We start from the raw sequence: 18,925 nt of genomic DNA, 5'->3' as shown, positions 1-18,925 counted from the left end.
ACCGCCGTGGTCCCGAAAGGCCGACCCCATGCCCGAGATCGCCCTGCAGTTCGACATCGCCGCGCCCCGCGCCGTCGTCCTCGCCGCGCTCACCACGCACGACGGGCTGACCTCCTGGTGGACCACCGCCGTGGACCGGGAGGAGGACGTCCTGCTGTTCGACTTCCCCGACGTCCCCGAGCCCTTCCGGCTCCGCGTCGAGCGGGCCGACGAGGACCGGGTGGTGTGGACCAACGCCGGCGCCTTCCCGCCGCACTGGGCCGGCACCTGGATCAGCTGGGAGCTCGCCGAGCAGCCCGGGGCGCCCGAGCGCACCCGGCTGCTGTTCCGGCACGGCGGCTGGCAGCCGGGCAGCGAGGACGGCGTCCCGGCCGTGGCCGGCACCTGGGCGGAGCTGCTGGTGCGGCTGAAGGACTACGCGCAGAGCGGCAAGGTCCAGCCGTACTTCGTCACCGCCCACCGCCACGACGCCCCCTGAACCCGCCCGCGGCACCGCGGGAGGCCCGTCGGTGGGGCCCTGCGGCGGGCCCTGCGGTGGCGGGAGCGCGGCGTCGGGCCGACGGTGGCGGTGCGGCGCCGGCCCTTTCCGCCCCCCTGCCCCGGCGCGTCCGACCGTCGGGCCACCGCCGCCTCCGGAGCCCCCGCGACGTCCGTCCACGGCTCCGTCCCGCTGCGCGACCCCGGGTCGCGTCGACCCCGCGGTGGGTGACCGGCGGGCCGCCCCCGACGTCCGGGCCCCCGGCGCCCCGCCGAGGCATGGGGACGGGGACGAGTCCGGGGACGAGCGTGACCCTTGACCGCCCGCTGCGGCCCGCGAGCCGCCCTTCCCACGACGCGCCGCCGGGAAATCGGTGGCTTCCCCCCGTTCCCGGGTAAGACTGCACCCATGCTGGGGCTACCGGACGACATCCACGCTTTCCTCTTCGACCTCGACGGAGTGCTCACCCAGACCGCGAAGGTGCACGCCGCGGCCTGGAAGGACACCTTCGACGCCTTCCTGCGCGCCGAAGCCGCCCGCACCGGCGGGCCGTTCGTCCCCTTCGACGCCGTCGTCGACTACGACACCTACGTGGACGGCCGCCCGCGCCTCGACGGCACCCGGGCGTTCCTGCACAGCCGGGGCATCGACCTGCCCGAAGGCACCCCCGGGGACCCGCCCAACTCCCGTACCGTGCAAGGCGTCAGCCGGGCCAAGAACGAGCTGGTGCTGCGGCTGATCCACGAGCAGGGCGTCCAGCCGTACGAGGGCTCGGTCGCCTACGTGCACCGGCTGCGCGCGGCCGGCCTGCCCAGCGCGGTGGTCTCCTCCAGCGCCAACTGCCGGGACGTGCTGCGGGCGGCGGGCATCGAGGACCTGTTCGACGTGATCGTGGACGGCACCGTGGCCAAGGCCGAGGGCCTGCCCGGCAAGCCCGCCCCCGACACCTACCTGTACGCCGCCCGCGCCCTGGGCGTCGAACCCGCGCACGCCGCCGTCTTCGAGGACGCGCTCGCCGGGGTCGCCTCCGGCCGGGCCGGCGGTTTCGGCGCGGTGGTCGGCGTGAACCGCACCGGCCAGGCCGCCGAACTGCGCCGCGACGGCGCCACGGTGGTCGTCGACGACCTCTCCGAGCTGCTGGAAGGTGCGGCATGAGCCCGTCGGACAACTTCGCGATCGACCCCTGGCAGATCACCGAGCACGGACTGGACCTCGCCGCGCTGGCCCGCGCCGAATCCGTCTTCGCGCTCTCCAACGGGCACATCGGTCTGCGCGCCAACCTGGACGAGGGCGAGCCGCACGGCCTGCCCGGCACCTACCTCAACGGCGTCTTCGAGCTGCGCCCGCTGCCGTACGGCGAGGGCGGCTACGGCTACCCGGAGTCCAGCCAGAGCGTCATCAACGTGACCAACGGCAAGATCATCCGGCTGCTGGTGGACGACGAGCCCTTCGACCTGCGCTACGGCGAACTCGTCAGCCACAAGCGCTGGTTGGACTTCCGTGAGGGGATCCTGCACCGCGAGGCCGAGTGGACCTCCCCGGCCGGCCGGACCATCCGGGTGCGCTCCTCGCGGCTGGTCTCGCTCACCCAGCGGGCCGTCGCCGCCGTCGACTACCGGGTCGAGGCGGTGGACGGCCCGGTGCGGATCGTGCTGCAGTCCGAGCTGGTCGCCAACGAGCAGCTGCCCGGCGGCCCCGAGGGCGATCCGCGCGCCGCGGCCGTGCTGGAGGCGCCGCTGCAGTCCGAGGCGCACCACGCCAACGCCGCCAAGGCCGTCCTGCTGCACCGCACCCGCTACAGCGGCATCCGGGTCGCGGCCGGGATGGACCACATCATCGAGGGCCCGGAGCAGCTCGACACCGTCGCCGAGGCGGACCCGGACCAGTGCCGGATCAGCGTCACCACCGTCCTCGAACCCGGACAGGCGCTCCGGCTGGCCAAGTTCACGGCCTACGGCTGGTCCGGCACCCGGTCGCTGCCCGCCGTGCGGGACCAGGTCGAGGCCGCGCTGACCGCCGCCCGGTACACCGGCTGGGACGGGCTGGTCGCCGAACAGGTCCAGTTCCTCCGGGAGTTCTGGGACACCAGCGACATCGAGATCGAGGGCGACGTCGAACTCCAGCAGGCCGTCCGGTTCGCCGTCTTCCACGTCCTGCAGGCCGGCGCCCGCAGCGAGGAACGGGCCATCCCCGCCAAGGGGCTGACCGGCCCCGGCTACGACGGCCACAGCTTCTGGGACACCGAGACCTTCGTCCTGCCGGTGCTCACCTACTGCCTGCCCGCCGCCGTGAACCAGGCCCTGCGCTGGCGGCACACCACCCTCCCGCTGGCCCGGGAGCGCGCCGCCCAACTCGGCCTCTGTGGCGCGGTGTTCCCGTGGCGGACGATCCACGGCGAGGAGTGCTCCGGGTACTGGCCGGCCGGCACCGCGGCCTTCCACATCGGCGCCGACATCGCCGCCGCCGTCGCCCGGTACGTCCGGGCCACCGGGGACGAGGAGTTCGAGCGCGAGTACGGGCTCGAACTGCTGGTGGAGACGGCCCGGATGTGGCGCTCGCTCGGCCACCACGACGTCGCCGGGAGGTTCCGCATCGAGGGCGTCACCGGCCCGGACGAGTACAGCGCCATCGCCGACAACAACGTCTTCACCAACCTGATGGCGCAGTCGAACCTGCGGGCCGCCGCCGAGGCCGCCGTCCGCCACCCGCGGGAGGCCGCCGCCCTCGGCGTGGACACCGAGGAGACCGCCGCCTGGCGGGACGCGGCCGCCGCGATGTTCATCCCGTACGACGAGGACCTCGGCGTCCACCCGCAGGCCGACGGCTTCACCGACCACCAGGTCTGGGACTTCGAGAACACCCCGCCGGAGAAGTACCCGCTGCTGCTGCACTTCCCGTACTTCGACCTGTACCGCAAGCAGGTGGTCAAGCAGGCCGACCTGGTGCTCGCCATGCAGGTCCGCGGCGACGCCTTCACCGACGAGCAGAAGGCCCGCAACTTCGCCTACTACGAGCGCCTCACCGTCCGCGACTCCTCGCTCTCCGCCTGCACCCAGGCCGTCATCGCCGCCGAGGTCGGCCAGCTCGACCTCGCGTACGACTACACGGCCGAAGCGGCCCTGATGGACCTCCACGACCTCGGCGGCAACACCCGCGACGGCCTGCACATGGCCTCGCTCGCCGGGGCCTGCATCGCCCTGGTGGCCGGCTTCGGCGGGCTGCGCGACTTCGACGAGGCGCTGGCCTTCCGCCCCCGGCTGCCGTCCGGGCTGATGAGGCTGAGCTTCTCGCTGCTGGTCCGCGGCCAGCTGCTGCACGTCCGGATCAGCCACGAGGAGACGACGTACACGCTGCGCCGCGGCGAGGTCCTGCACCTGCGGCACGACGGCGAGCCGGTGCAGGTCAAGGCCGGCCGGCCGGTCTCCCTGCCCACCACCACCCCGCCCGGCCAGGAAAGGGTCGCCCAGCCCCCCGGTCGCGAACCCGCCCGCCGCCAGCCCCAGGCGGGCCTGGCCGCCGGCAAGCTCGGCCAGCCCGACCACCTGGCGGCCGAGTAGCCGCCGGGCGGCGGGCCCGCGCCGGCCCGTGTGGCGCGGGCCCGCACCGGCCCGTGTGGCGCGGGCCCGCACCGCCACTCGTTCGGCTCACTCCGGGTGCCCGGCCGCCCCGCCCGTCGGAGGGTGCAGGTGTCCTGTGCCGAGCAGGGCGGAGGGAGGACACCCGTGGCGAGCGTGGCCGAACAGATGGTGGAGGTGCTCCGGCAGGCCGGGGTGGAACGGGTCTACGGCGTGGTCGGCGACAGCCTCAACCCCGTCGTGGACGCGATCCGCCGGGCCGAGGGGATCGCCTGGGTGCACGTGCGCAACGAGGAGGCCGGCGCCTTCGCGGCCGCCGCCGAAGCCGAACTCACCGGCCGGCTCGCGGTCTGCGCCGGCTCCTGCGGTCCCGGCAACACCCACCTCGTCCAGGGCCTCTACGACGCCCAGCGCAGCGGCCTGCCCGTGCTCGCCCTCGCCTCGCACATCCCCTCCGGCCAGATCGGCACCGGCTTCTTCCAGGAGACCCACCCCGAGCGGGTGTTCACCGACTGCAGCAGCTGGTGCGAGATGCTCTCCGCCCCCGCCCAGCTGCCCCGGCTGCTGAGGATCGCGATCCAGCACGCGCTCGGCTCGCACGGCGTCTCGGTGCTCGCCTTCCCCGGGGACGTCGCCGCGCTGCCCGCCGCCGGACCGACCGGCACCAGCCACTTCCTCACCGAACAGGCCGTCGCCGCGCCGCCGTGGTCCCAGGTGCAGGAGCTGGCCCGGCTGCTCAACGCGGCCCGCAAGGTGGTGCTGTTCTGCGGCGCCGGGGTGCGCGGGGCGCACGCCGAGGTGACGGAGGCCGCGCAGGCCCTGAAGGCGCCGATCGGGCACTCGCTGCGCGGCAAGGAGTGGATCCAGTACGACAACCCGTACGACGTCGGCATGAGCGGCCTGCTCGGCTACGGCGCCTGCCACGAGGCGCTGCACTCCGCCGACCTGGTGCTGCTGCTCGGCACCGACTTCCCGTACGACTCCTTCCTGCCGCAGGCGCACACCGTCCAGGTCGACCACGACGCGACCCGCCTCGGCCGCCGCAGCGCGTTGGAGCTGGCCGTCCACGGCGACGTCGCCGCCACCCTGCGGGCCGTGCTGCCGCTGCTGGACGAGAAGCACGACCGGACCTTCCTCGACGGCATGCTGCGCAAGCACTGCCGGGCGCTGGAGGACGTGGTCGGCGTCTACACCCGCGACATCGAGAAGCACCTGCCGATCCACCCCGAGTACGTCGCCGCCGTCCTCGACGACGTGGCCGCCCAGGACGCGGTGTTCACCGTCGACACCGGCATGAACAACGTCTGGGCCGCCCGCTACCTGCAGCCCAACGGCCGCCGCCGGGTGATCGGCTCCTTCCTGCACGGCTCGATGGCCAACGCCCTCCCGCACGCCATCGGCGCCCAACTCGCCCACCCCGGGCGCCAAGTGATCGCGATGTCCGGCGACGGCGGCCTCGGCATGCTGCTCGGCGAGCTGCTCACCGTGGCGAAGCACCGGCTGCCGGTGAAGACGGTGGTCTTCAACAACGGCGCACTCGGCATGATCAAACTGGAGATGCTGGTCTCCGGCTACCCGGAGTCGGAGACCGACAACGGGGACGTGGACTACGCCGGGATCGCCCGGGCGATGGGGATCCCGGCCAAGCGGGTGACCGAACCGGGGCGGGTGCGGGAGGTCCTGGCGGAGGCCCTGGAACGGCCCGGGCCGGCCCTGGTCGACGTGGTCACCGACCCCAACGCGCTCTCCGTCCCGCCGCACATCACCGCCGCCCAGCTCAAGGGCTTCGCGCTGGCCGCCGGGCGGACGGTCCTCTCCGGGGGCGTCGGACGCATGATCGACCTGGCCCGGAGCAACCTGCGGAACATCCCCCGGCCCTGAGCCGCGGGCCCGCGCCCGGGCCGCGGCCGGGGGCGCGGGGTGGGCGCGGCCGCCTTGCCTCTGGGGCAAATTTCTTGCCCGAGCGGCACGGGAGGTGTCCACTGGGCACATGACCACCAGCTCCACCGGCGCCCCCGCCGCCGGCGACCGGCTCGACGACCAGGAAGTCGTCGGCCTCGCCGCCCGCCTCCGCGAGCACCGGCTCAGCAGCCGCCTCACCCTGGAGGTGGCCGCCGCGCGGGTCGGACTCTCCCCAGCCTATCTGTCCCGGCTGGAGACCGGCCGTCGGCAGCCCTCGCTGCCCGTCCTGCTCGGCCTGGCCCGCGCCTACGGCACCTCGGTGTCCGGCCTGCTCGGCGAGACCCTGGCCGAACCCGACCCGGTGGTCCGGGGAGGCGCCATAGAGCCCGGCCGGGCCGGCGGCTGGGGCTACCGCCGGGCCGGCGCCCCCGGCCGCGCCATGCAGGCCCTGCGGGTGCACGTCCCGCCCGGCGTGCAGGACGCGGTGGTCCGGGTCCACCCCGGCGAGGAGTGGCTGTACGTCCTGCGCGGCGAGCTTCGGCTCACCCTCGGCGAGCAGGTCCACCGCCTCGGCGTGGGCGACTCCGCCCACTACGACTCGCTCACCCCGCACTGCATCGCCGCCGAGTCCGACCACGGCGTCGAACTGCTCTTCATCCACACCCTGCTGCAGAGCCCCGGCGGCGAACTCTGCCTCGGCGGAGGCCCCGCCGCGACCCACTGACCTGCCGTCAGAACACCTCGGAGGAGATCACCATGGCCGATCCCGCCACCGCAGCCGCCACCGCCACCGCAGCCGCCACCGCCACCACAGCCGTCACCGCCACCCCGGCCGTCGCCGGCGACACCCCCGCCGGCCCGAAGACCATGGACGCCGGCAAGTGGGCCAACAAGCGGGTCTACCTCCGCCTGGTGATCTACACGGCCGGGATCCACGTCTTCGCCGGCTTCATCATGCTCCTGTTCGAACTCGGCAGCCGCAACAAGTAGTCCACCCCCGACGACGCGTGGGGCCCCCGCTCCGGCGGGCGCCCCACGGCGTCACGCCCGCCGCCCCGCAGCGGCATCGCCGTGGATCCCGGCCTGCTGCCCGCAGGTCCTGCCCGGCAGTCGGCGTGGCGGCCTGCACGGCTGCGGCCCTTCGCCCCCTCTCAGGCCCCGCGCAGCAGCTCGCACAGGGCCTCTACCGCTGCCGGGAAGGCGTGGTCCGGAGGGGTCGCGTAGCCGATGACGAGGGAGGGCGGGGCGGCGGTGGCGGTCGGGGCGGCGCGGTGCCAGGCGAGGCCGTTGAGGGAGAGGCCGGCGGCCCGGGCCCGGGTGAGGAGTTCGGCTTCGGGGGTGGCGTCGGGCGGGAGGCGGAGGACGGCGTGCAGGCCGGCCGCGATGCCGGTGACCCGGACGTGCGGGGCGTGTTCGGCGAGGGCGGCGACCAACCGGTCCCGGCGCCGTCGGTAGTGCAGGCGGCAGCGCCGTACGTGGCGGTCGTACGTGCCGGAGGTGATCAGCTCCGCCAGCGTCAGCTGGTCGAGCACCGGGGACATGGTGTCGGCCAGCGCCTTCAGCCGGGCGACCGGCTCGACCAGGGCGTCGGGCAGGGCGAGCCAGGCCAGCCGCAGTCCGGGGGCGAGGCTCTTGGCGGCCGTTCCGGCGTACACCACCCGCTCCGGGTCGAGCGCCTGCATCGCGCCGAGCGGCTGCCGGTCGTAGCGGAACTCGCCGTCGTAGTCGTCCTCGATGACGTACCCGTCCCGCTCGCGGGCCCACCGCACCGCCTCGGCCCGCCGTTCCGCGGACAGCGGGGTGCCGGTGGGGAACTGGTGGGCCGGGGTGAGCAGGACGGCGCCGGGGCGGGCGTCGAGCCGGTCGACCCGGGCGCCCTGCTCGTCCAGCGCCAGGGGGACGGTGCCGAGCCCGGCGGCCCGGATGACGGCGTGCTGCGGGGGCAGCCCGTACTCCTCGACGGCGAGCGGGCGGCTGCCGCGTTCCCGCAGGGCGGCGCAGAGCAGACCGAGGCCCTGGGTGACACCGGTGCAGACGAGCAGGTGGTCGGGGTCGGTGCGGACGCCCCGGACCCGGGCCAGGTAATGGGTGAGGGCCTGCCGCAGTTCGATCCGGCCGAGCGGGTCGCCGTAGTCCAGGACCTCGTGCGGGGCGGTGGCGAGGGCGCGGCGGGCGGCGGCGAGCCAGGCGGTGCGGGGGAAGAGCGAGAGGTCGGGCCGCCCGGCCATCAGGTCGTGCCGGATGGCCACCCGGTCTCCCGGCCCCGCGTCGGCGGCGGCCGGTCGGCGGCCCCGGGCGGGCGGGTCCGGTACGGCCCGTCGGGCGACGGTGGTGCCGGAGCCCTGCCGGGAGTTCAGCCAGCCCTCCGCCGCGAGCTGGCCGTACGCCTCGACGACGGTGTTGCGGGCGATCCCGAGGTCCTCGCCGAGGGCCCGGGAGGAGGGCAGCCGGGTCCCGGGTGCCAGCCGTCCGTCCTGGACGGCTTCGCGCAGGGCGTCCTCCAGGGCGGCCCGCAGCCCGGCGCCGGCGGCGCGCCGCTCGCTGAGGTCCAGGTGCAGGTCGCCGCCGAAGGAGGTCCAGGAGCTGGTCACGGGGCCCATTCTCGCGCGGCGAGCGGGCCGGCGGGGCGGGTCTGCGGGCCGGCGGGGCGGGTCTGCAGGACAAGTCGGCAGGGCTCGGGGGCGTCGGGCCGGCCGGGCCCGGGGGGCCGGGCCGACGGGGTCCCCGGGTGGTGTCGGCGGGCCCCTCGACGGTGGTGTCGAGGCGGTCGGAGAAGCCCCGGCCCCGCTCCGACCCGCCCCGGGGCCCGTCCGGCCGAGTGCCGGACGGGCCCCGGGGCACGCTCAGGCCAGGCCGCCGGTGGCGCGGAGGTTCTGGCCGGTGACCCAGCGGCCGTCCGGCCCGGCCAGGAAGGCGACGACGTCGGCGATGTCCTCGGGGTGGCCGAGGCGGCGCAGCGGGGTGAGGCCGGCGACCCGGGTGAGGGCCTCGGGCGGGTTGGTGCCGCGCAGGAGGTCGGTGTCGGTGGCGCCGGGGGAGACGGTGTTGACGGTGATCCCGCGCGGACCGAGTTCGACGGCGGCGACGGCGGTGAGCTGTTCGAGGGCGCCCTTGCTGGCGGCGTACGCGGCGATGCCGGGGACGGGCCGGACGGTGTTCGCGGTGGAGATGTTGACGATCCGCCCGCCGTCGCGCATCCGGCGGGCGGCGTACCGGACGGTGGCGAAGGCCGCGCGGGTGTTGACCGTGAGCACGGCGTCGAGCTGGTCGTCGTCCAGGTCGGCGAGCGGGGTGGGGGCGAAGCGCGCGGCGGCGTTGTTCACCAGGACGTCCAGTCCGCCGAGCCGCTCCTGCGCCTGCTCCATCAGCCGCTCGGCGGCGCCCGGTTCGGCGAGGTCCGCCCGCACGGCCCAGGCACGGCCGCCCCCGGCGGCCACGGCCCGGACCACCTCGGCGGCGGCCTGCTCGTCGCGGGCGTAGCCGAAGACCACCTCCGCGCCGTCGCGGGCCAGCCGGTGGACGATGGCCCGCCCGATGCCCCGGGAGCCGCCGGTGACGACCGCGGCCCTGCGCTTCGGCGTGTCCGCCCGGTCCTTCGGCGTGTCCGCGCTGCCGTTCGGCGTGTCCGCCCAGCCCTGCGGTGCGTCCGACCCGTCCTTCGACGCGTCCGTCCCGCCGTGTGCTTCCGCCATGCTTCCTCCACGTGGTGTTCGCCGGCGCTTCCGGAGCCGCTGTCGTACCCGCGCGCTACCGTGCCGCCCATGGCGAACTTTGTACTCGTGGCGGGCGCTTGGCTCGGTTCCTGGGCCTGGGACGAGGTCGTGTCGGAGTTGCGGGCGGCCGGGCACGGGGCGTACCCGGTGACGCTGTCCGGGCTCGCGGAGAAGCGGGCGGCGCCGGCCGGGCAGCAGGCGCACGTGGCGGACGTCGTGGCCGAGGTGGAGGGCCGCGACCTGCGGGAGGTCGTGCTGGTCGGGCACAGCTACTCGGGGATCCCGGTCGGCCAGGCCGCCGAGCGGATCGGCGACCGGCTGGCCCGGCTGGTCCTGGTGGACGCCAACGTGCCGGTGGCGGGGGAGTCCTTCGCCGACCAGATACCGGAGCCGGCCGGGCTGCGGGCCGATCTGGCCGCGCACGGGGGCTGGTGGCCGCCGCTGCCGGCCGCCGAGTTCGCCGGGCAGGGGCTGACGACCGGGCAGATCGCCCGGATCGTCGAGCGGGCCACCCCGCACCCGGGCGCCTCGCTGACCGAACCGGCGCTGCTGGAGGGCTCGTTGGCCGCGCTGCCGACGGTGTACGTGAAGTGCCTGCTGGACTGGCCGGAGCCGCCGCCGGCGGTCGCCGCGCTGGTCGCGGCCGGCCACTGGCGGCTGGCCGAACTGGACACCGGGCACTGGCCGATGTTCTCCCGGCCGGCCGAACTCGCCCGGATCCTGGGCGAGTCCTGACCGCGGTGGGCGGCGTCCCCGCGCGGCCCGCGGCCGCGGCCCGCGCGGGCGCTCAGACCGACAGGTAGACCGCGCTGCCGACGCCGGCCAGGAAGCAGTACACCGCGAACGGCGTCAGACTGCGGGTCTCGAAGTACTTGGTGAGGAACCGCACCGAGACGTACCCGGCCACGAAGGCGGCGACGCTGCCCGCGAGGACGGGGCCGAGCACGGAGGAGTTCTCCGGCTTGAACAGCTCGGGGACCTTCAGCACCGAGGCGGCCAGGATGACGGGGGTGGCGAGCAGGAAGGAGAACCGGGCGGCGTCCTCGTGGTGCAGTCCGCGCAGGATGCCGGCGCTCATGGTGACGCCGGAGCGGCTGATGCCGGGGAACAGCGCGAGGATCTGCGCGGCGCCGATCCAGGCGCCCTGTCCGTAGCTCAGCCTGGTCAGCCGCTGGTCGGAGGCGACGTCCGGGTCCAGGCCGGGCTCGTCGACCGGGGCGGCGTGCCCGGCCCGGCGGCGGCCGCTGCCGCCGCGCTTGAGCCGCTCGGCGCCGAGCAGCACCAGCCCGTTGAGGGCGAGGAACACGGCGGCCGGGACGGGCTTGCCGAGCGCGTTGCGCAGGGCCTTCTCCAGGACGAGGCCGGCCACGCCGACCGGGATGGTGGAGAGGATGAGCAGCCAGGCGAGCTTCTCGTTGCGGCTCTCCACCCGGCGGTGGCGGACGGAGCTGAGCAGCCCGCCGACGACGCGGACCCAGTCCTTCCAGAAGTACACGACCAGCGCGAGCGCGGTGGCCAGGTGCAGCGCGACCAGGGCGGCGAGGTAGGAGGAGCCCTCGGCGGTCATGTCGAGGTCGTGCTGGACCTTCCCGCCGATCAGGGCGGGCAGCAGGATGCTGTGGCCGAGGCTGGAGACCGGGAAGAGTTCCGTCACACCCTGCAGCAGGCCGACGCCTATCGCTTCCGGGTAGGTCAGGGTGGACATCGCGCACCTTCGCTCGGGGGTCGGCGGTGATCGGCCGTTCGGCGGTGATCGGCCGGGGTCGGCCGGGATCGGCGACCGGCCTGATCCGGTGGCCTCCGCGAAGCTACTACGGGCATGTAGACGTTCGGCAGCCCCGCTGCCAGAAGTTCATCGACCGTACGCCTGGGCGACATCGGGGGCGAGGTGCCGGATCAGCGCCTCCGCCGCGGCGGCCAGCAGGGTGGTGGACGGGACGGTCCGGTGCGCCGCGTCGCCGAGCAGGACGACGGCGGTGACCGCGAGCGGGGTGCCCACCAGTGGCAGGGCGACGGTCAGGACGGCGGGCAGGCGGTGCACGGTGGCTCCCGGGGGTCGGCTTCCCGCCGCCGGTGCGACGTCGGGTTGGTCGCACGCCACGATGCAGCCTCCCCCGACGGAAGGTTCAAGTCCTCTGCGCCCGGCGGCCGAAGGCCCGGCGGCCGACGCCCCGGCCGCCGGAAGACCCGGCCCCGGCAGGCCTTCAGCCGGTCGCGACCCGCCGCCAGCCGGACCCGTCCGCCGCCACCGGCGCGGCCGCGAAGTCGTACCGCAGCAGGTCCGGTCCGAGCGCGAGCAACGAGACCGACGAGGACCCCCAGATCCGTCCGTCGCCGAAGTCGCGCCGCTGGACGAGCGCCGCGTCCTCGTCCGGCGCCAGCCCGTCGCCGGCGACGATCGGCAGCCAGCCGCCCCAGGCCCGCGCGGTCGGCCCGTCGCCGATCGGCCGGGGCCGGGGCACGGCGTCGAACCGGGCGCGGAAGTGGGCGGCGCGCGCGGCCATCAGCGCGCTGATCCGCTCGGAGGCGGTGCGGTGGGCGGCCAGGCCCTCCACGCCGTCGTTGAGCACCACGCTGAGGCCGGTGGGCAGGTCGTGCTGCTCCAGCCGCCCGCCGCCCCAGCTGGCGACGCGGGCGCCGTCCGGCCGGACCAGGACGAGGTGGAAGGGGTCGTACGGGGTGAGGTCGAGGTGGCCGATCCCGCCCTCCGTGACGGCGGTGAGCGGCAGGTGACCCCGGGTGAGCCGGGTGCCGGCGGGGGCGAGCGGGCCGAAGCCGTTCAGCAGGCAGGCGGCGGTTCGCCGGGCGGGGTCGACGGCCAGCCAGGTGCCGCCGGCCGCGAGGTCCAGTCCGCCGAGCAGGCCGGGCCGGTCCGGCCAGTGGTGGCCCGGCGGCAGCCAGGCGCGCCCCAGGTACTCGTCCCGGACGGACAGCATCAGCACCGGCACGGCGGCTCCGGGTTCGATGCTGACGAACGCCGTGCACACGACCTGCCCCCTGACCTCGTCCTGTCAGCGATCCTCGCACGGCTGTTCGCCGGCCGGAAGTGGCCCAAGGAACCCGGTGCCGAATGCACCAGGACGGCGGGCCACTGTGCTCCTAGGCTGGCGCTCATGACGACGAACGACACCGTGACGGTCCCGACGACCCCGACGACCCAGGACAGGACGACCGCCGCCCACGTGCCCGCCCCGGCCCGGCGGCTGGTGATGCCGAAGCTCGCGCCGGCCTTCTACCAGGCGATGGTCGCCGTGGACCAGGCCGCCCAGACGGGCCTCGACCCGGTGATCGTCGAACTGGTCAAGCTGCGCGCCTCGATGATCAACGGCTGCGCCTTCTGCATCGACAAGCACTCCACCGACGCCGTCGAGCAGGGCGAGCGGGAGCACCGCCTGCTCTCCCTCCCCGCCTGGCGCGAGACCCCCTGGTTCACGGCCCGCGAGCGCGCCGCGCTGGCCCTCACCGAGTCCGTCACCCTGCTGACCGAGGGCCACGTGCCGGACGCCGTGTGGGCCGAGGCCGCCGAGCAGTTCGAGGAGGCGGAACTGGCCCAGCTGGTCGCGCTGATCGCCACCATCAACGCGTGGAACCGGATCGCCGTGAGCACCCGCATGAGCCCGGCCGCGAAGTGAGCGGGGCCGGGACGATGACGACCCACGGAGACCGGACGACCCACGGAGGCCCGACGACCCACGGAGACCCGGCAGTGCACGACCCGGCGGCGCAGGGGGACCTGACGGCCCTGCGGGAGAAGGCCCGGCTGCTCCGGGAGCTGCACCGCCCGGGAGAGCCGCTGGTGCTGGCCAACGTGTGGGACGCGGCGAGCGCCCGCCTGGTGGCCGCCACCGGTGCGCGGGCGGTGGCGACGGCCAGCGCGAGCGTCTGCTGGTCGCTCGGCGGCCCGGACGACGGCAGCGCCGACCGCGATCGGGTGCTGGCCCGGACCGCCGACGTGGTCCGGTCGGTGGACCTGCCGGTCACCGCCGACCTGGAGAGCGGCTACGCGGCCACCGCCGCCGGGGTCGGCGAGACCGTCACCGCGCTGCTCGCCACCGGCGCGGTCGGGGTGAACCTGGAGGACGGCGAGCGCCCCCTGGCGGAGGCCGCCGAGCGGATCGCGGCGGCCCGGGCGGCGGCGGACGCGTCCGGCGTCCCGCTCTTCGTCAACGGGCGCACCGATGTGTTCCTGCTGGGGCTCGGCGCACCGGAGGGCCGGCTGGACGAGGCGGTCCGCCGGCTGCGGGCGTACGTCGAGGCGGGCGCGGACGGCGTGTTCGTCCCCGGCGTGACCGATCCGGAGACCATCGCCGCCCTGGTCGCGGCCGTCCCGGCCCCGCTGAACGTGCTGGCCGGACCGGGCTCGCCGTCCGTCGCCGAGCTGGCGAAGCTCGGTGTGGCCCGGATCAGCCTCGGCCCCGGCCTGGCCAAGGCGGCGTACGCGGCGGTCCGCCGGGCCGCCGAGGAGGTGTACACGAGCGGCACCTACACCGCCCTCGACGGCGGGCTGACCTACCCGGAGCTCAACGGGCTCTTCACGGGCTGAGCCCGGCCGTCGGAGCCTTGCCAGCCGGAGCCTGGCCGTCGGAGCCTCGCCGTCGGGTGCCCGGCTGCCAGGAGTCCGGCCGTCAGGAGCCTGGCCGTCGGAGCCTCGCCGTCGGGTGCCCGGCTGCCAGGAGTCCGGCCGTCAGGAGCGGACCGCCCCGGGCGGCCGACCGGACGGGGGTCGGTCGGCCGCCCGGGGCGGTCACCCGCGGCCGGGGTCGAGGAGGTGGCCGGCGGCGCAGGCGTTCCGCCGGTCGCCGAGGACCGGGAGCACCGGCACGTCCTGCAGGCAGACGACGGCCGCGGTGAGCCCCCGGCCGTCCGCCGGGGTGCCTTCGCGGCCGTCGACGGCGCCCTGGCCGGCGAACGCGGGGGCCGCCGGGGCGACCAGCGCCGTCGCGGTCAGGGCGAGGGCGAGCGGCCCGCGCACCCCGGTCAGCCGATCTGCCCGCTGAGGCCCGGGTGGCTCATCTGGTTGGTGCCGACGGCCTCGACCTCGTTGGCGGTGTGCCCGACCACCGGGAGCTTGCCCGCGGTCTGCAGGGCGAGGTCGGCGGGGGAGAGGTTGAGACCGTCGGTCAGGCCGCCGGTGGCGTCCGGCGAGGAGGCGGTCTGGGTGGTGGCGGAGGCCGCCGGGGCGGCGAGGGCGAGGCCCGCCAGGGTGAGGGCGGCCAGGGTGGCGAGTTTCTTCATGCCCTGCCGAACGACCCGGCCGCCCTCAGGTCACCGGGTGGCCGGGACCGTCACCCACAGGGTTCGCACGCTGTTGCTGACGAACGACGCGATCGGCTCGGCGGTCCGTCCCTCCGCCAGGGCCAGGCCGGGGAAGCGGCCGAACAGGTGGCGCAGCGCCGTCTCGGCCTCCAGTCGGGCCAGCCCGGAGCCGAGGCAGAAGTGCGGGCCGTGGCCGAGCGAGAGGTGCCGGGCGGGCTGCCGGGTGAGGTCGAAGCGGTCGGCGTCGGGGTAGTGCCCGGCGTCGCGGCCGGCCGCCGCGTACGAGGCCAGCAGGGCCTCGCCGCGCCGGATCACCACGTCGCCGACCTCGATGTCCTCGATCGCGTAGCGCAGCGGGAACTGCCCGACGGGCGAGTCGTAGCGCAGCGTCTCCTCGACCACCGCCGACCACGGCACCGTGCCGTCCAGGACGAGCCGCAGCTGGTCCGGGTGGGCGAGCAGGGCGCGGACGGCGTTGGTGATCAGGTTGAGCGTGGTCTCGTGCCCGGCGACCAGCATCAGCAGCAGGGTGCCGACCAGCTCGGCCTCGCTGAGCCGGTCGCCCTCCTCGCGGGCGGCGATCAGGTCGGTGGTCAGGTCGTCGCCCGGCTCGGCCCGCTTGGCCGCCACCACCGAGGCCAGCAGCGCGTTCAGGTCCCGCTGCGCGGCGAGGGCCGCCGCCGGGGTGGCCGCGCTGGAGACCAGGGTGTCGGAGAGCTCGTGCAGCTCGTCCTGCTGCTCCAGCGCGAGGCCGAGCAGTTCGCCGATCACCTGCATCGGCAGCGGGTAGGCGAAGTGCCGCCGCAGGTCGAACGGGCCGTCCAGCTGGGCGACGTCGTCGAGCAGCGCGAGCGTCCTGGCCTCGATCGCCGGGGCCAGGTCGGCGATCCGGCGCGGGGTGAAGGCCTGCGAGACCAGTCCGCGCAGCCGCCGGTGGTCCTCGCCGTCGGCGGTGACCATGCCGGGGACGGAGATGAAGTTGGCCAGCGGCCAGCCCTCCGGCAGCCGTCCCTCCCGGAACGTCGTCCACAGCCGGGCGTTCTTGCCCACCCGCGGGTCGGCGAGCAGCGCCTGGAGGGTGTCGTGGTGGGTTATCGCCCAGACCACCACCCCGCCAGGGAGCTCCACCAGGACCGCGGGACCGGCCGCTCGGAGTCGGGCGTTCTCGGCGTGCTGGTCGGCTCCGAAGGGGTCGAGTCTGACGGGCTCGGGGCGGGCTCCTGCGGAGCCGTCGGCGGTGTCCATGCGGGCCTCTCGGGGGCTGGCGGGCGGGGCGGGGTGAAGGCGCTGTACAGCACCGGCAGAGCGGTCAGGGCCCGCGACCAGGGGGACGGTCGCCACGCCAGGTCGCCCGGCGGTACGGCGAGTTGGAGGTCCGGAAGCCGGTGCAGCAGGGTCTCGACGGCGGTCTCGACGATGATCCGGGCCGGGTGCTGGGCCGGGCAGACGTGCCGGCCGGCGCCCCACGCGAGGTGCGCCCGGTTGCCGCCGAGGGAGCCCTGCGCGGCGGCGGAGACGCCCTGGGCGGCCGGGTCGGCGTTGGCCGCGGCGAGGCCGAGCACCAGCATGTCGCCGGCGCTGATGTACTGGCCGCCGAGCACGGTGTCGCCGGTGGCCCAGCGGCCGGGGAAGTTCTGGGTCGGCGGGTCGCGCCAGAGCACCTCCTCCAGCGCGTCCGAGACGGTGAGCCGGCCGCCGGTCAGGGTGGCCCGGAAGCGCCGGTCGGTGAGCAGCAGCCGCAGGGTGTTGCCGGTCCAGTTGATCGAGGTCTCGTTGCCCGCGACCATCAGCACCACCAGGTGGTGCACCGCCTCCTCGTCGGTCAGCCCGGCCGGGTGGGCGAGCAGCCAGGAGGTGAGGTCGGCGCTGGGCGCCGTCCGGCGGCGCCGGACCAGGTCGACCAGGATCGCCTGGAACTCGGCGCCGGCCCGCTGGGACTCCGCGCTGCTGTCCACGAAGTGGCTGATCAGCTCGACCAGTCGGGGCCCGGCCTCCGACGGCAGGCCGATCAGCTGGGTGAAGACCAGCAGCGGCAGCCGCCGCGCGTACTGGGCGATCAGGTCGGCGGTGCCGTCCGGTCCCCAGCTGTCGATCAGGCCGTTGGCGGCGGCCTCGGTGGTCTCCCGCAGCTGGTGGTGGTCGATCTGGGCGAGGGTGTCCGAGACGGCCGCGCGCAGCCGCTGGTGCTCGGCGCCGTCCAGGTTGAGCAGCGTCGGGCGCCAGGACGTCATCGTCAGCAGCCGGGAGTTCGCGGGCAGCCGGCCCTCGGCGGGCACCCGCCAGCGGCGCGAGTCCTTGGAGAACAGCGCCTCGTTGCGGGTGAGTTCGAGCAGTTCGGCGTAGCCGAGCACGAGCCAGGCCTCGACCCCGGGCTCCAGCTCGATCGGCGCGACCGGGCCGTAGTGCGCGCGCAGTCGCGCGTACAGGCCGTGCGGGTCCTCGGCGACGCCCGGCCCGTACAGCGGGGTGAGCGGCACCCCGACGGGCAGGCCGACGGGCCCGGCCGCCCCGCCGTGCGCGACCGGGCAGCCGGAGGCGCCGGGGTGGGCGCCGGGTTCGGAGGCGCTCATCCCTGCAGCTCCAGGATCGAGCTGCGGTGCAGGTGGTCGACGAAGTCGATCAGCAGGTCGTACGACTGCCGCCGGTCGCGCGCGTCGCAGAACAGGATCGGCACCTCCGGCAGCAGGTCCAGCGCCGAGCGCAGCTCCTCCTCCGGGTAACTCGGCGTGTCAGGGAAGGTGTTGACCGCCACCGCGAACGGGATGCGCTGCTCCTCCAGTCGGCCGAGGACGTCGAAGCTCTCGTCCGGGCGGCGCAGGTCGACCATGGCGATGGCGCCCAGCGCGCCGCGCGACAGGTCGTCCCAGAGCGGCCAGAACCGCTGCTGCCCGGGTGTGCCGAACAGGTACAGCGCGAGCCGCGGGTTGAGCGTGATCCGGCCGAAGTCCAGCGCGACCGTGGTGGTCGTCTTGCCACCGCGCCCGGTGAGGTCGTCGACGCCGCTGCTGGCGGCGGTCATGGTCTCCTCGGTGCGCAACGGGGTGATCTCGCTCAGCGAGCCGACCAGGGTGGTCTTTCCGACCCCGAACGGCCCGGTGACCAGGATCTTGACCGCGCCCTGCACCGAGGACGGCAGGTACTGCGGCCCGCCCGGGGCGGCCCCGGCGGCCTCGGCGGCGGCTTCAGCGGAGTTGGCGGAGGCCAACGAGCACCTCTTCCAGGAGGGTTGTGGGCAGGCGTTCGGCCTGCGGGACGGGTGGGAGCACCTGCACGGCGCCGAGGTCCCACAGGTCCCCGACCAGCACCTTGACGACGCCGAGCGGCAGCCCCAGGTGGGCCGCCACCTCGGCGATGGACAGCAGGCTGTGGCAGAGCGCGAGGATGCGCCGGTGCTCCCGGTTCAGCAGGGCGTGCTCGGGCAGCTCCGGGGGTTCGGGCAGTTCCGATCGTCCGGGTAAGGCGCTGACCAGGCTCTCCACGGCCAGCTCCGCCCGGGTGGGGCGGCTGCGCCCACCGGTGATGACGTACGGCCGGACGGGGCCGCTCACCGGTGGCCCCCCGCCGCGTGGTCGACGCGCGGCGGGCTGGTGAGGTGGGTGCCGATCCGCTCGACCAGGACCTGCATCTGGTACGCGACCAGGCCGGCGTCCACCGCCTCGGTGGTCACCACGGCCAGGTGCGCCCCGGCCCCGGCGGCGACGATGAAGAGGTAGCCGCCGCCGTACTCGATGATGATCTGGCGGGTGGCGCTGCCCGGGCCGCCGAAGCCCGTCGCGACGCCGCGGGCCAGCGACTGCAGGCCGGAGCAGGCGGCGGCGAGGCGCTCGGCGTCGTCGCGCGCGATGCCCGCGCTGCGGCCGATCTCCAGGCCGTCGTTGGAGACGACGACGGCGTGCTGGACCTGGGGGACGGCGATGATGTCGGCGAGCAGCCAGCCGAGATCGGGCGTGGTGGTCATGGGAGTCTCCGGAGCGCTGGGGAAGTCGGGGGAAGCAGAGCGG

21 protein-coding genes are annotated in these 18,925 nt (G+C 75.4%); 9 read left to right on the top strand and 12 right to left on the bottom strand.

The annotated features are described in order from the left end of the window. Positions 1-28: 28 nt before the first annotated feature. The 6 genes from ACZ6Y7_RS00230 to ACZ6Y7_RS00205 all read left to right on the top strand — a co-directional run bounded on the left by ACZ6Y7_RS00230 (position 29) and on the right by ACZ6Y7_RS00205 (position 6,945). Entirely contained in the window at positions 29-478 is a 450-nt protein-coding gene (locus tag ACZ6Y7_RS00230; RefSeq protein WP_402223931.1) for an SRPBCC family protein, read from the top strand. 408 nt (positions 479-886) lie between these two features. Further along, complete coding sequence (locus tag ACZ6Y7_RS00225) at positions 887-1,633, top strand: HAD family hydrolase (protein WP_465755625.1); 747 nt, start codon at positions 887-889, stop codon at positions 1,631-1,633. Beyond that, complete coding sequence (locus ACZ6Y7_RS00220; protein ID WP_465755624.1) at positions 1,630-4,035, top strand: glycoside hydrolase family 65 protein; 2,406 nt, start codon at positions 1,630-1,632, stop codon at positions 4,033-4,035. Before ACZ6Y7_RS00225 ends, ACZ6Y7_RS00220 begins: the two co-directional genes overlap by 4 nt. Positions 4,036-4,200: 165 nt before the next feature. Further along, positions 4,201-5,934, top strand: a complete 1,734-nt coding sequence (locus ACZ6Y7_RS00215) for a pyruvate dehydrogenase (protein WP_465755623.1) — start codon at positions 4,201-4,203, stop codon at positions 5,932-5,934. A gap of 109 nt (positions 5,935-6,043) precedes the next feature. Continuing rightward, entirely contained in the window at positions 6,044-6,679 is a 636-nt protein-coding gene (locus ACZ6Y7_RS00210) for a helix-turn-helix domain-containing protein (protein WP_465755622.1), read from the top strand. Positions 6,680-6,711: 32 nt separating this feature from the next. Beyond that, the gene (locus ACZ6Y7_RS00205) at positions 6,712-6,945 is read left to right on the top strand and encodes a DUF6126 family protein (protein WP_465755621.1); all 234 of its coding nucleotides are present in this window, start codon (positions 6,712-6,714) and stop codon (positions 6,943-6,945) included. Between the two features lie 161 nt (positions 6,946-7,106). Here the strand turns inward: ACZ6Y7_RS00205 and pdxR are convergent, their stop codons facing one another. Both pdxR and ACZ6Y7_RS00195 read right to left on the bottom strand, forming a co-directional pair. Then, positions 7,107-8,546 (bottom strand): MocR-like pyridoxine biosynthesis transcription factor PdxR, encoded by a 1,440-nt coding sequence (gene pdxR / locus ACZ6Y7_RS00200; protein WP_465755620.1) that lies wholly within the window; start codon positions 8,544-8,546, stop codon positions 7,107-7,109. A gap of 252 nt (positions 8,547-8,798) precedes the next feature. Beyond that, a complete protein-coding gene (locus tag ACZ6Y7_RS00195) occupies positions 8,799-9,647 on the bottom strand; it encodes a glucose 1-dehydrogenase (protein WP_465755619.1) in 849 nt (282 codons plus the stop codon). A gap of 69 nt (positions 9,648-9,716) precedes the next feature. Here ACZ6Y7_RS00195 and ACZ6Y7_RS00190 point away from each other — a divergent pair, with 69 nt between their 5' ends. Then, positions 9,717-10,403, top strand: a complete 687-nt coding sequence (locus tag ACZ6Y7_RS00190) for an alpha/beta fold hydrolase (protein ID WP_465755618.1) — start codon at positions 9,717-9,719, stop codon at positions 10,401-10,403. Between the two features lie 52 nt (positions 10,404-10,455). Here ACZ6Y7_RS00190 and ACZ6Y7_RS00185 read toward each other — a convergent pair whose 3' ends face one another. From ACZ6Y7_RS00185 to ACZ6Y7_RS00175, 3 genes are all read right to left on the bottom strand, one after another. Continuing rightward, positions 10,456-11,373, bottom strand: coding sequence for an undecaprenyl-diphosphate phosphatase (locus ACZ6Y7_RS00185; RefSeq protein WP_465755617.1), 918 nt, complete (start codon positions 11,371-11,373; stop codon positions 10,456-10,458). Between the two features lie 147 nt (positions 11,374-11,520). Then, entirely contained in the window at positions 11,521-11,709 is a 189-nt protein-coding gene (locus ACZ6Y7_RS00180; RefSeq protein ID WP_465755616.1) for a hypothetical protein, read from the bottom strand. A gap of 163 nt (positions 11,710-11,872) precedes the next feature. Further along, positions 11,873-12,655, bottom strand: coding sequence for an NRDE family protein (locus tag ACZ6Y7_RS00175; protein ID WP_465755615.1), 783 nt, complete (start codon positions 12,653-12,655; stop codon positions 11,873-11,875). Between the two features lie 126 nt (positions 12,656-12,781). On the opposite strand from ACZ6Y7_RS00175, the gene ACZ6Y7_RS00170 reads away from it, so the two are divergent. Then, on the top strand, positions 12,782-13,300 hold the full coding sequence (locus tag ACZ6Y7_RS00170; protein WP_465755614.1) for a carboxymuconolactone decarboxylase family protein: 519 nt from the start codon (positions 12,782-12,784) through the stop codon (positions 13,298-13,300). A gap of 74 nt (positions 13,301-13,374) precedes the next feature. Then, positions 13,375-14,211, top strand: a complete 837-nt coding sequence (locus tag ACZ6Y7_RS00165; protein WP_465755613.1) for an isocitrate lyase/PEP mutase family protein — start codon at positions 13,375-13,377, stop codon at positions 14,209-14,211. Between the two features lie 201 nt (positions 14,212-14,412). Here the strand turns inward: ACZ6Y7_RS00165 and ACZ6Y7_RS00160 are convergent, their stop codons facing one another. The 7 genes from ACZ6Y7_RS00160 to ACZ6Y7_RS00130 are packed head-to-tail and all read right to left on the bottom strand — an operon-like array spanning position 14,413 to position 18,882. Continuing rightward, on the bottom strand, positions 14,413-14,640 hold the full coding sequence (locus ACZ6Y7_RS00160; protein WP_465755612.1) for a hypothetical protein: 228 nt from the start codon (positions 14,638-14,640) through the stop codon (positions 14,413-14,415). A gap of 5 nt (positions 14,641-14,645) precedes the next feature. Then, complete coding sequence (locus ACZ6Y7_RS00155; protein ID WP_465755611.1) at positions 14,646-14,903, bottom strand: hypothetical protein; 258 nt, start codon at positions 14,901-14,903, stop codon at positions 14,646-14,648. A 30-nt stretch (positions 14,904-14,933) separates the two neighbouring features. Then, complete coding sequence (locus ACZ6Y7_RS00150) at positions 14,934-16,052, bottom strand: cytochrome P450 family protein (RefSeq protein ID WP_465755610.1); 1,119 nt, start codon at positions 16,050-16,052, stop codon at positions 14,934-14,936. After that, a complete protein-coding gene (locus ACZ6Y7_RS00145) occupies positions 16,016-17,494 on the bottom strand; it encodes a cytochrome P450 (RefSeq protein WP_465755609.1) in 1,479 nt (492 codons plus the stop codon). Before ACZ6Y7_RS00145 ends, ACZ6Y7_RS00150 begins: the two co-directional genes overlap by 37 nt. After that, positions 17,491-18,129, bottom strand: coding sequence for a GTP-binding protein (locus ACZ6Y7_RS00140; RefSeq protein WP_402223895.1), 639 nt, complete (start codon positions 18,127-18,129; stop codon positions 17,491-17,493). The genes ACZ6Y7_RS00145 and ACZ6Y7_RS00140 overlap by 4 nt, the downstream gene beginning before the upstream one ends. Then, positions 18,107-18,472: a DUF742 domain-containing protein gene (locus ACZ6Y7_RS00135; RefSeq protein WP_465755608.1), complete on the bottom strand. Its 366-nt coding sequence runs from the start codon at positions 18,470-18,472 to the stop codon at positions 18,107-18,109. The genes ACZ6Y7_RS00140 and ACZ6Y7_RS00135 overlap by 23 nt, the downstream gene beginning before the upstream one ends. After that, positions 18,469-18,882, bottom strand: a complete 414-nt coding sequence (locus tag ACZ6Y7_RS00130; protein WP_402223891.1) for a roadblock/LC7 domain-containing protein — start codon at positions 18,880-18,882, stop codon at positions 18,469-18,471. Before ACZ6Y7_RS00130 ends, ACZ6Y7_RS00135 begins: the two co-directional genes overlap by 4 nt. Between the last annotated feature and the right edge of the window lie 43 nt (positions 18,883-18,925).

The organism is Kitasatospora sp. NPDC053308 (assembly GCF_055585785.1).
This window is presented reverse-complemented; position numbering and strand designations above follow the sequence as displayed.